This window comes from Streptomyces sp. Y309, from assembly GCF_056712025.1.
Window position 1 is genome coordinate 8134313 of record NZ_CM160048.1, and the last position, 11797, is coordinate 8146109.

The 11797-nt window shown below is 72.8% G+C and carries 7 protein-coding genes; 5 read left to right on the top strand and 2 right to left on the bottom strand.

Features of this window, described 5'->3' with window-relative positions:
- The first annotated feature begins 98 nt into the window (after positions 1–98).
- The 5 genes from AC0KTA_RS34020 (at position 99) to AC0KTA_RS34040 (ending at position 7883) form a co-directional block, all read left to right on the top strand.
- Positions 99–3062 (top strand): beta-glucosidase family protein, encoded by a 2964-nt coding sequence (locus AC0KTA_RS34020; RefSeq protein WP_481052030.1) that lies wholly within the window; start codon positions 99–101, stop codon positions 3060–3062.
- A complete protein-coding gene (gene yicI, locus AC0KTA_RS34025) occupies positions 3059–5356 on the top strand; it encodes an alpha-xylosidase (RefSeq protein WP_481052031.1) in 2298 nt (765 codons plus the stop codon). The genes AC0KTA_RS34020 and yicI overlap by 4 nt, the downstream gene beginning before the upstream one ends.
- A gap of 2 nt (positions 5357–5358) precedes the next feature.
- Entirely contained in the window at positions 5359–5919 is a 561-nt protein-coding gene (locus AC0KTA_RS34030) for a SigE family RNA polymerase sigma factor (RefSeq protein WP_481052032.1), read from the top strand.
- Positions 5920–5964: 45 nt separating this feature from the next.
- Positions 5965–6903: a hypothetical protein gene (locus AC0KTA_RS34035; RefSeq protein ID WP_481052033.1), complete on the top strand. Its 939-nt coding sequence runs from the start codon at positions 5965–5967 to the stop codon at positions 6901–6903.
- Positions 6904–7046: 143 nt separating this feature from the next.
- Positions 7047–7883 (top strand): pectate lyase, encoded by an 837-nt coding sequence (locus AC0KTA_RS34040; protein ID WP_481052034.1) that lies wholly within the window; start codon positions 7047–7049, stop codon positions 7881–7883.
- Between the two features lie 117 nt (positions 7884–8000).
- On the opposite strand, the gene AC0KTA_RS34045 is transcribed toward AC0KTA_RS34040, so the two are convergent.
- Together AC0KTA_RS34045 and AC0KTA_RS34050 are read right to left on the bottom strand one after the other, a co-directional pair.
- A complete protein-coding gene (locus AC0KTA_RS34045; RefSeq protein WP_481052035.1) occupies positions 8001–9602 on the bottom strand; it encodes a glycoside hydrolase family 53 protein in 1602 nt (533 codons plus the stop codon).
- Between the two features lie 78 nt (positions 9603–9680).
- Positions 9681–11732 (bottom strand): beta-galactosidase, encoded by a 2052-nt coding sequence (locus AC0KTA_RS34050; RefSeq protein ID WP_481052036.1) that lies wholly within the window; start codon positions 11730–11732, stop codon positions 9681–9683.
- Between the last annotated feature and the right edge of the window lie 65 nt (positions 11733–11797).

The following is an 11797-nucleotide window of genomic DNA, read 5'->3' on the forward strand; positions in this document are numbered from 1 at the left end:
CCGACGCACCCGCGGCACCGGTCACATGGGCCGCAACTGCCGCACCCGCCGCACCCGCCACGCGCACCGCCCCGCCGCCTCGCCGAAGGAAGCCCCACGTGACCGAGCGTCAGCCGCCGTTCCGTGACCCCGAACTGCCTCTGGGCAAGCGGGTGGACGACCTGCTGTCCCGGCTCACGCTCACCGAACGGATCTCCCTGCTGCACCAGTACGCGCCCGGCGTCCCGCGGCTCGGCATCGCCCCCTTCCGCACCGGACAGGAAGCCCTGCACGGCGTCGCCTGGATGGGCCCCGCCACCGTCTTCCCGCAGGCGGTCGGCCTCGGCGCCACCTGGAACGACGACCTGGTGCGCCGCGTCGGCGAGGCGGTCGGCGCCGAGGCGCGCGCCATGCGCTCCCGCGACGACCGCGTCGGCCTCAACATCTGGGCGCCCACGGTGAATCTGCTGCGCCACCCGCTGTGGGGCAGAAACGAGGAGGGCTACGCGGAGGACCCCAAGCTCACCGCCGCGCTCGCCACCGCCTACACCCGCGGCCTGCGCGGCGACCACCCCGTGCACTGGCGCACCGCGCCCGTCCTCAAGCACTGGCTCGCCCACAGCAACGAGACCGCCAGGGACACCTCGTCCGCATCGGTCCGCCCCCGCGTCCTGCACGAGTACGACCTGCGCGCCTTCCGCGCCCCTGTCGAGGCGGGCGCCGTCGCCGGCGTGATGCCCGCCTACAACCTCGTCAACGGCCGCCCGAACCACGTGTCGCCCTACCTGGCGGAGCACTTGCGCACGTGGACCGACGAGGACCTCCTCGTCTGCTCCGACGCGGGCGCGCCCAGCAACCTCGTCGCGTCCCAGGGGTACTTCGCCACGCACGAAGAAGCCGTCGCCGCCGCGCTCGTCGCGGGCGTGGACAGCTTCACCGACCACGGCACGGACGCCGGCCCCACCACCGGGTTCCTGCGCCGCGCCCTGGTCCAGGACCTGGTGAGCGAGGCCGACATCGACCGCGCGGCGCGCCGCCACCTGTCCGTCCGCTTCCGGCTCGGCGAGTTCGACCCCGAGCCCGGCCCGTACGACGACCCCTCCGCGCACGGCTTCGACACCCCCGAGCACCGGGCGCTCGCCCAGGAAGCCGCCGAGCAGGCCGTCGTGCTGCTCAAGAACGACGGCCTGCTGCCGCTCGCCGACGGCACCCGGATCGCCGTGGTCGGACTGCTCGCCGACGTGTGCAAGACGGACTGGTACAGCGGCACGCTGCTGCGCCGCGTCACCCCCCTCGACGGCCTGCGCGCCCGCTTCGGCGCCGGCCACGTCACCTTCGCCGAGGGCACCGACCGCGTCCGCCTGAAGTGCGCGGCCGGCTGGCTCCGGGTGCCCGAGAGCGCCGCGGACGACATGGCGCGGGGGCCCGAGGCGGACGTGGTGCCCGGCGCCGGGGGAGCCCTCGACCCGGCGCTGCTCACGGGCCGCACCGACCTGCCGCCGCTGACCGTGGCCGCCGACGTCGCGGACGCCACCGAGTTCGCGCTGGCCGACTGGGGCCACGGCGTGTGCACGCTGCGGGCGCCCGACGGCCGCCATCTCTCGGTCGCCGACGACCGGTTCGTGCGCGCGTCGGCGGACCAGCCGGGCGGCTGGGTGGTCCAGGAGACCTTCACACAGGTCGACCACGAGGACGGGTGCCTCCTTGAGCACAGAGGGACGGGTGGGTACGTCTCTGTCGCCGCCGACGGCGTGAAGGTTGCCGACCGGGGCGAACCTTTCGAGATCGAGTACGTCGAGCGCGGCGAGGAGGCCGTGGCGCGCGCGGCGGCCGCCGCCGACGCGGTGATCGTCGTCGCCGGGAACGACCCGCACATCAACGGCCGCGAGACCGAGGACCGCGGCACGCTCGCCCTGCCCGCGCACCAGCGGCGGTTGTGGCGCGCGGCCCGCGCCGTCAACCCGCGCACCGCCCTCGCCCTGGTGTCGTCGTATCCGTACGCGGTCGCCGAGGAGAACACCGAACTGCCCGCCCTGCTGTGGAGCGCGCACGGCGGCCAGGCGGCGGGCACCGCGCTCGCCCGCGTCCTGGCCGGTGACGTGTCCCCGGCCGGGCGCCTCCCGCAGACCTGGTACGCCGGCGACGACGACCTGCCGGACCTGCTCGACTACGACGTCATCGGCTCCCGGCAGACCTACCTGTACTTCGACGGCAGTCCGCTCTACCCCTTCGGGCACGGCCTGGGCTACTCCACGTTCACCTACGAGGCGCTTACCGCCGTGCGCGAAGGGGACCTGGTGAAGGTCGCGTTCACCGTCACCAACACGGGCCCGGCCGCCGCCGACGAGGTGGCGCAGGTGTACGTCCGCGCCGTGGACGTCTCACCGGTCGCCCGGCCGCGGCGGCAGCTCGTCGGCCACCGGCGCCTGCACCTGGCCGCCGGGGCGTCCCACCGCGTCGAACTCGGCTGTCCGGTGGCCGAGTTCGGTCTGTGGGACGTCTCCCGCGACCGCTGGACCGTGCCGGGTGGCACCTATCAGATCCTGGCGGGTGCCTCCAGCGAGGACATCCGCCTCACCGGCGCCGTCGAGATCGACGGTGTACCGCCCGCCGCGAGGCCCGTTCAGGGTACGGGCCTCGCGGCGGCCGCGTACGACGAGCAGCGCGGCACCGAGATCGTCGACCTGACGAAGACGCGTGGGGACGCGGTCACGGCCGTCGGCGGCACCGAGGGCGAACTGCTCTTCCGCGACTGCGACTTCGGCGCCGCGACAGGCGCCGGGAAAGTCGGCGTGACCGGCGCTGCCTCCGGTGCCGCGAGCGGTTCGAGCACCGCTTCCGTGACCGTCGAGGCGGCTCTCGGCGGCAGCGTCCACGTCACGGCGGGCCACACGACCGCGACCCTCACCTTTCCGCCCGGCGGCGACGCGTACGACTACACCACGCGCACCGCCCCCTTCCCCGTCACCGGAGTGCGCGACCTGCGCGTCCAGGTGCGCGGGCCCGCCCGCCTCGCCCGGCTCACCTTCCACGAGACCGGTCCGGCGTCGTCCATCCCGACACAGAGGACCCCGACGCGATGAAGTTCACCGACGGCTTCTGGCTGATGCGCGACGGCGTGCGGGCCGCGTACGCGACCGAGGTGCGCGACCTGGACGCGGGCGAAGACAGCTTCACGGCCTACGCGGCCGTCCAGCGCGTGCGCGGCCGGGGCGACACCCTCAACACGCCGCTCCTCACCGTCGACTGCTTCTCACCGGCCGAAGGCGTCATCGGCGTAAGCGTCACCCACCACGCGGGCCGCCGCGAACGCGGCCCCCACTTCGACCTGCTCGGCACCGAGTCCGTCGCGGCCAAGGTCCGCCAGGAGGGCACCGTCACCGAGCTCAGCAGCGGGCCGCTCACCCTGCGCCTGGACGCCGCCGAGCCGTGGTGCCTGGAGTTCCTCGACGCCGACGGCCGCGCGCTGACCTCAGCCGGCCGCCGGGGCACCGGCTTCGCCGTGCTGCCCGACGGCACCCACCACATGATCGGCCAGCTCGCCCTCGGCGTCGGCGAGCATGTCTACGGCCTCGGCGAGCGCTTCACCCCGTACGTGCGGAACGGCCAGAGCGTCGACATGTGGCAGGCCGACGGCGGCACCAGCAGCGAGCAGGCGTACAAGAACATCCCCTTCCACCTCTCCTCGCGCGGCTACGGCGTCTTCGTCGACCACCCCGGGAAGGTCTCGTACGAGATCGGCTCGGAGTCCGTCGGGCAGGTCCAGTTCAGCGTCGAGGACCAGTCCCTGGAGTTCTACGTCGTCGCCGGGCCGACGCCGAAGGACGTGCTCCGCCGCTACACCGCGCTGACCGGCAGACCCGCCCTGCCGCCCGCCTGGACCTTCGGCCTGTGGCTGACCACGTCGTTCTGCACGCCCTACGACGAGGAGACCGTCACGGCCTTCGTCGACGGCATGGCCGAGCACGACATCCCGCTCAGCGTCTTCCACTTCGACTGCTTCTGGATGCGCGAGTACCAGTGGACGGACTTCCGCTGGGACCCGGAGGTCTTCCCCGACCCGGAAGGCATGCTCCGCAGGCTCGCCGAGCGCGGCCTGAAGGTCAGCGCCTGGATCAACCCGTACATCGCCCAGAAGTCCCCGGCCTTCGCCGAGGCCGCCGCCAACGGCTACCTCGTCAAGCGCCCGAACGGCGACATCTGGCAGTGGGACCTGTGGCAGCCCGGCATGGCCCTGGTGGACTTCACCCACCCCGAGGCCCGCGCCTGGTACGCCGACAAGCTGCGCGCGCTGCTCGCCCAGGGCGTCGACTGCTTCAAGACCGACTTCGGAGAACGCGTGCCCACCGACGTCGTCTGGCACGACGGCTCGGACCCCGAGCGCATGCACAACTACTACACGCACCTGTACAACCGCACCGTCTTCGACCTCCTGGAACAGGAGCGCGGCAGCGGGCAGGCCGTGGTCTTCGCCCGCTCGGCGACCGCGGGAGGCCAGCAGTTCCCGGTGCACTGGGGCGGCGACTGCTTCGCCTCCCTGGAGGCCATGGCCGAGTCGCTGCGCGGCGGCCTCTCGCTGTCCCTGAGCGGCTTCGGGTTCTGGAGCCACGACATCGGCGGCTTCGAGGGCACCCCGGACCCGGCGGTCTTCAAACGCTGGCTCGCCTTCGGCCTGCTGTCCTCGCACAGCCGGCTGCACGGCAACGTGTCGTACCGCGTGCCCTGGGCCTTCGGCACCGAAGCGGTGGACGTGGCCCGGAAGTTCACCCGGCTCAAGCACCGCCTGATGCCCTATCTGTACGGCGCGGCCGTCGAGGCCCACCGCACGGGCGTGCCCGTGATGCGCCCCATGCTCCTGGAGTTCCCCGACGACCCGGCCTGCCGCACCCTGGACCGGCAGTACATGCTCGGCCCGGACCTGCTGGTCGCGCCGGTGTTCACCGAGGACGGGGACGTCGAGTTCTATCTCCCCGAAGGCACCTGGACGCACCTGCTGACCGGCGATAAGGTCACCGGGCCCGGCTGGCGGCGCGAGCGGCACGGCTTCGACAGCCTGCCGCTGTACGTACGCCCCGGCGCGCTGCTTCCCCTGGGCGCCGACGAGCAGCGACCCGACGGCGACTGGCTCGACGGCCTCACGCTGCTCGTCACCGCGGACACGGACGGCGCCGTGACCACGGTGCCGGGACCCGACGGGCGCGCCGCGGCCACCTTCCGCGCGGTACGCGACGGCGACGGGGTGCGGGTGGTGGCCGAGGGCAGCGAACGGCCCTTCCACGTAAGGACGGTGGACGGCGGCCCTCGTGCGGCCGGACGCCGCGAGGTGCTGCTGCCGGGTGTGGCCGCCGCAGACGGGACGACAGGGGGAGGTGGGTGACGGTGCCCCCGCACACGGCCGCCGGTGACGCGGCCACCGAGTTCCACGCCTTCTTCGAGCGGCACTACGCCGAGCTGTCCCGCCTCGCCCACCTGCTGACCGGCGAGTACGACGGCGCCGACGACCTGGCCGCCGACGCGCTGCTCGCGCTCTGGCACCGCTGGGACCGCGTGCGCGCCGCCGAACACCCCGCCGCGTACGCGCGCGGAGTCGTCGCCAACATGGCGCGCAGCCACATCCGCAGCTCGGTGCGCGAACGCCGCCGCATCACGCTGTTCTGGTCGAACCGCGCCGACGAGACGCAGGACCCGGACATACCCGCCGTGATCGACGTCCAGGAGGCCCTGCGCAGGCTGCCGTTCCGCAAGCGCGCCTGCGTCGTGCTCAGGCACGCCTTCGACCTGTCCGAGAAGGACACGGCGAACGCCCTCGGGATATCGGTGGGTACGGTGAAGAGCCAGACCTCGAAGGGCATGGCCGAGCTGCAGCGGCAGCTCGGCCCGCACGCCACGCCGGAACGGATGCACGTCGCCGCCGTTCAGGCCCCTGGGGGGACCGCGTGACGGAGACGGGGACGTGATGAAGCGGCTGACGCCTGTGGGGGCCCGATGACGGACGACGACGTGACGGACGGCGAGACCGACGACGTGACGGACGGTGAGACCACGGACCGCGAGACCGGGGACCGCGCGGCACGGGACGCGACCCTGCGCAGGCGGTTGCGGGGCGCGGCGCACGCGCACCGGCCCGACCGGGAACGGATGCTCGCGCGCGTCGAACGCGGCATGGCCGGCGCCCGGGACACCCGCGCGCCACGGGCGCCGCGGGCCCGCCGCGGCCGCGAGGAGGGCGCGTCCTGGCTGCGCGTGGCCGGGACGACCGCCGCCGTCGCCGGAGTCTTCGCCGCCGGCGGCTACGGCGTGGCGACCGCGGTGCGCGGCGACGACCCGGACGCGCGCACCGTGGCGACGACGCCCAGCACACCGCCGGCCGCGAGCGTGCCCGCGCCGCCGCCCGCGGAGCCCGACCGCACCAAGCGCCCGCCCCGGCGCCCCGCGAGCGGCTCCCCGCCCGCGTCCACGACCCGGCCGCCCAAGCCGCCCGCGTCCTCGAAGCCCCCCGCGTCCGCGAAGCCGCCGCGCACCGCGCCCGGCAGCGGCCTCGTCCGCACGGACGGCAGGATCGACCCGGGCTCCAATCCGTACTGGTCGCAGAGCGACATCACGGTCGAGGCGCGGAAGCCGCTCACCGCCCTCACCGTCGAGCTGCGCGTCGCCCGCTCCGGCGAGGTCGCCGACACCGGCAACTGGCGCTCGCTGCCCGTCGAGGACTTCGACGTCTCCGTGCGCGAGCGGGACGGCTTCCTCGTCTACCGCTGGACGCTGCGCGCCGGCCGGACCGTACCGGCCGGGAAGCATGTGTTCGCCGGGCAGTACAACCACCCGGCGGGGCAGCGCGACGCGCACGACGACACGTACGCGATCGAAGCGGGCACCGAGGGCGAACAGGGCGAATGGAAGGGCGACTTCAAGCCGGCGGCGAGGTGACCTGAAGCCCGCGGCGAGGTGACCTGAAGACCCCGGCGAAGTGATGCGCGCCGCCGCGGCGAAACGAAGTGATCTCGGCGGCAACCCCGTCCCGATCAGTGGCGACCAGGAGACGCAAGGATCCCCACTGAAGGAATCGGGACATGACTCAACGAGCGAACCAGCGCATACGCCACCGCCGCACCGTCACCCGGCGCAGAGCCGTCATCGGCGGCGTGGCCGCGCTCGGCCTCACCGGCGCCCTCGTCATCACGAACTCGATGCAGTCCGAGGCGGAGGCCGCCCCGTCCTGGCCCAAGCCCTCGGGGCAGCAGCCGGTGTCCAAGACCATCGAGGTCAAGGCCGGGCAGACGCACGACGGCGAGCTCAAGCGGTACTACGGCACCGGTGACCTCGGCGACGGCGGTCAGGGCGAGGGCCAGGACCCGCTCATCAAGCTCCAGGACGGCGCGGTCCTGAAGAACGTCGTCCTCGGCTCCCCGGCCGCCGACGGCGTGCACTGCACGGGCAGTTGCACGCTGCAGAACGTGTGGTGGGAGGACGTCGGCGAGGACGCCGCCAGCTTCAAGGGCAAGTCGTCCGGCGCGACGTACACCGTCACCGGCGGCGGCGCCCGCAAGGCCGACGACAAGGTCTTCCAGTTCAACGGCGCGGGCAGGCTCACCATCACCAAGTTCCAGGTCGCCGACTTCGGCAAGCTCGTCCGCTCCTGCGGCAACTGCTCGAAGCAGTACAAGCGGGACATCGTCGTGGACGACGTCGACGTCACCGCTCCGGGCAACTCGATCGCCGGCATCAATACGAACTACGGCGACACGGCCACGCTGCGCAAGGTGCGCATCCACGGTGACGGCAACAAGAAGATCAAGACCTGCGCCCGCTTCACCGGCAACAGCTCCGGTGACGAGCCGGTCGAGACCGGCAACGGCCCGGACGGCAAGCACTGCAAGTTCACGGCCTCGGACATCAGCTACGAATAGGCCCTGATGTCGTGGTGACGACCAGGTCCTGATGTCGTGGCGACGACCAGGTCCTGATGTCGTAGTGACGACGGGCGGCACGGCCGGAGCGCTCTCCGGCCGTGCCGCCCCCACGTGTCAGCGGCGCCGGAAGGCGTCCATCGCGGGCAGCGCCCTGTCGTCGTAGCCGAACAGGGCCTGGTTCTCCCAGGCGTTGCCGGACTTCGGGTCCGTGGGGTCCCAGCCGTTGCCGGGCACCGCCGTCCAGGGCGCCTCCCAGTAGAAGACGCCGAGGCCCCGGCCGCCGGGCACGGCCTCGACGACGTTCTGGATGTCCCGCAGCCAGGCCGTCTGCCCGGCCGCCGACGCCGGGTAGCCGGGAATCAGCTCGCTGTTCGTGTCGATGATGTCGGTGTGCGCGTCCTCGCTGCCGAGCCGGAACGGGTAGGCGGTCTCGGCCACGAACACCGGCTTGCCGTACTGCTTGGCCGCGTCGTCCAGGTTGGTCTGGAGCTCGGCGAGCGTGCCGTGCCAGTAGCCGTAGAACGAGAGCCCGATCACGTCGAAGCGCACCCCGCGGGACACCGCGCTGTCGAACCACCAGCGCGTGCCCGCGTTGTCCCCGCCCTTGGCCAGGTGCAGCGCGACCTCGGTGGACGAGGAGACCGCCTTGGCCGCGTCATGGCCGGAGTTGAGCAGCCCGGCGAGCTGCGACCAGTTGTCGGTGGAGCCGTCGGGCCACAGCATCCCGGCGTTGATCTCGTTGCCGACCTGCACCATGTCGGCGGTGGTGCCCTGCGCCTTCAGCGCGTTGAGGACGTCGTACGTGTGGTCGTAGACATCCTTCTTGAGCTGTGTGTACGAGTGCCCGCCCCAGGCGGTGGGCTTGGTCTGGGCGCCGGGGTCGGCCCAGGTGTCCGTGTAGTGGAAGTCGACCAGGAGCTTCATGCCCTGCGCTTTGACGCGCTTGGCCATCGCCAGGACGCGGGCCTTGTTGTTGTAGCTGTCCTTGGGGTTCACCCACACCTTGACGCGGGCGTAGTTCATGCCGGACGACTTGAGGATGGCGAGGGCGTCGCCGGTGGTGCCGGACGCGGTGCGGTAGGTGCCGCCGAGCGCCTCGCTCTTGGGCAGCGAGGAGACGTCGGCGCCCTTGACGGGCAGGCCGGTCGAGCCCGGCGTGAACGTCACGTCGTCGACGTTGAGCCAATGGCCCGCCTTGGCATCGGAGTTGACGCTGACGGTGCACTGCCCGCCCGTCACCTTGACCGAGGTGACGACCCGCACCCAGGAACTGGTGGACACGGGCAGGTCGGTGCGCTGCTCGGCGCTGCCGCAGTTCCGCAGCGCCAGGTACGCCGCGTTCTGGCCGCCGCCGGAGCGGATCCAGGCGGTCAGCGTGTAGGTGCCGTCGGTGAGGCCGGACAGGTGCTGGTAGGTCTCCACCTTGTACGCGGAGCTCGCGTAGTGCGTGAGGCGGTGGCCGCCGCTGTGGCCGCCCGCCTCGGTGAAGGACGCGTTGTCCTGCCCGGCGGCGGAGTACGTCTTCCAGCCGGACGGCGTCGCGGTGCCGGTGCCGTCCGCCTCGAAGCCGCCGTTGGTGAGCGTGGCGGCGGCGTGGGCGGCGGGTGCCTGGCCCGGCAGGGTGCCGAGGGCGAGGCCCGCGAACAGGGGGAGCAGCAGAAACCTGAGGGGGGTCCGGCTGCGGTGGTGTGGGGTGGTGCGGCTCGGGGGGAACATCGTCGTCGTTGTCCCTTCGTTGTGCCTTGGTTGTCGTGGTGCCTCGGTCGGCCCTTGCGTGGTGGGGGACGGTGGCTTTCAGGCGTCGAGGTGGACGACCCGCACGGATCCCGGGGGCACGGCGAGCCGGCCCGCGACGCGCTCGCCGGTGAGCAGTTCGGTGCCGTGCCCGTCCAGCGGCACCTTCGCCTCGGCGGCCGTGTGGTTGATCACGAACACGTGGTCCCCGGCGGCCCCGGCGCGGCGCACCACCTCGACGTCGCGGGGGAGTTCGGGGCGCGGCTCGATCCCGGCGTCCGCGCACGCGGCGGCGAGGAGCACATCGAGTTGCGGGGCGTCGAGGCGGGTCGAGACGTACCAGGCCGTGCCGTCGCCGAGCTGGTTGCGGGTGACGGCGGGCCGGCCCGCGACGAGCCCGCCGTCGGGACCTTCTGCGTACGTCCACACGGTCTCGGCACCGCGCGGCACGACGAACTCGCTCCACACGTCGCCGGTGAGCGCGGCGCCGTCGGGCCCGGTGATCCGCACGGTGCTGCCCGCGAGCAGCGGCGAGAACTCCTCGACGGTCAGCCCGAGCACCTCGCGCAGCGGGCCCGGGTAGGGGCCGGGGTGCACGGCGTCGTGCGCGTCGACGATGCCGGAGAAGTACGAGACCAGGAGCGTGCCGCCGCCCTCGACGTACCGGCGCAGATTCTGCCCGGCCGCCTCGGTCATCAGGTACAGGGCGGGCACGACCACCAGCGGATACGCCGTCAGATCGGCCTCGGGGCGGGCGAAGTCGACGGTCAGGTGGCGGTCGTACAGCGCCTCGTAGAAGGCGTCGGCGCGCTCGCGGGCGTCGTGGTCCTGGCTCGGCCGCCACTCCAGGGACTGCGCCCACCAGGAGTGCCAGTCCCACAGCACGGCCACGTCCGCGACCGTGCGGGTGCCGCGCACGGGCTCCAGGGCGCCCAGGGCCGAGCCGAGCTCGGTGACCTCGCGCCACACCCGCGAGTCGGTGCCCGCCTGCGGCAGCATCGCCGAATGGAACTTCTCGGCGCCGCGCCGTGACTGGCGCCACTGGAAGAACATCGCGCCGTCGGAGCCGCGGGCCACGTGCGCGAGGGAGTTGCGGGCCATCTCGCCGGGGGCCTTCGCGGGGTTGCGCGGCTGCCAGCTGACGCCGGACGTGGAGTGTTCGAGCAGCAGCCAGGGGGCGCCGGAGGCCACCGAGCGGGTCAGGTCGGCGGCCATCGCGAGGTTCACGTGGGTGCGGCGGCCGTCGGTGATCAGGTAGTGGTCGTTGGTGACGAGGTCGACCTCGCGGCCCCAGGCCCAGTAGTCGAGGGTGTCGCACTGGCTGAGCGCCGTCATGAAGTTGGTGGTCACCGGGATACCGGGCGCGAGGCGGTGCAGGATGTCGCGCTCGCGCACGAAGTTCTCGCGCAGGGTGGCGTCGGCGAAGCGGCGGTAGTCCAGGGCCTGCGCGGGGTTGCCGACGGTCGGCGTGGTGCGGGGCGGGTCGACCTCGTCGAACGAGCCGTAGCGCTGGCCCCAGAAGGCCGTCCCCCAGGCCTCGTTGAGCGCGTCGACGCTGTCGTACGTCGCCCGGAGCCAGCGGCGGAAGTGCGCGGCGCAGCTCTCGCAGTAGCAGGCGGCGACGGGGACGCCGTACTCGTTGTGGACGTGCCACAGCGCGAGCGCCGGATGGTCGCCGTAGCGGCGGGCGAGCTGCTCGGTGATGCGGGCGGCCGCCTCGCGGTAGGCCGCGTTGCTGTGGCAGATCGCGCCCCGGGAGCCGAAGGCCAGGCGGGTGCCGTCGGCCGTGACGGGCAGGGCGTCGGGGTGGGAGCGGTAGAACCAGGCGGGCGGCGCGACCGTCGGGGTGCCGAGGTCGACGCGGATGTCGGCCTCGTGCAGCAGGTCGACGACGCGGTCCAGCCAGCCGAAGTCGTGGGTGCCCGGCTCGGGTTCGAGCAGCGCCCAGGAGAAGATCCCGACGCTCACCATCGTGACGCCCGCCTCCCGCATCAGCGCCACGTCCTCGTGCCAGACGGATTCCGGCCATTGCTCGGGGTTGTAGTCACCGCCGAAGGCGAGCCTCGTGAGGCCGGTCGGGCCCGTGCGGCCGTGGGGGGCGGTCTCCGGCATGGATCTCTCCCGGTGAATTCGATCAATTGGGAACGTGCACACACATTGCTGGTGGCGTATGCCCA

Excerpts from the sequence above, each read along its gene's own strand:
- yicI (WP_481052031.1), top strand. The coding sequence starts at position 3,059 with ATGAAGTTCACCGACGGCTTCTGGCTGATGCGCGACGGCGTGCGGGCC.
- AC0KTA_RS34035 (WP_481052033.1), top strand. The coding sequence starts at position 5,965 with ATGACGGACGACGACGTGACGGACGGCGAGACCGACGACGTGACGGAC.
- AC0KTA_RS34040 (WP_481052034.1), top strand. The coding sequence starts at position 7,047 with ATGACTCAACGAGCGAACCAGCGCATACGCCACCGCCGCACCGTCACC.
- AC0KTA_RS34045 (WP_481052035.1), bottom strand. The coding sequence starts at position 9,602 with ATGTTCCCCCCGAGCCGCACCACCCCACACCACCGCAGCCGGACCCCC.
- AC0KTA_RS34050 (WP_481052036.1), bottom strand. The coding sequence starts at position 11,732 with ATGCCGGAGACCGCCCCCCACGGCCGCACGGGCCCGACCGGCCTCACG.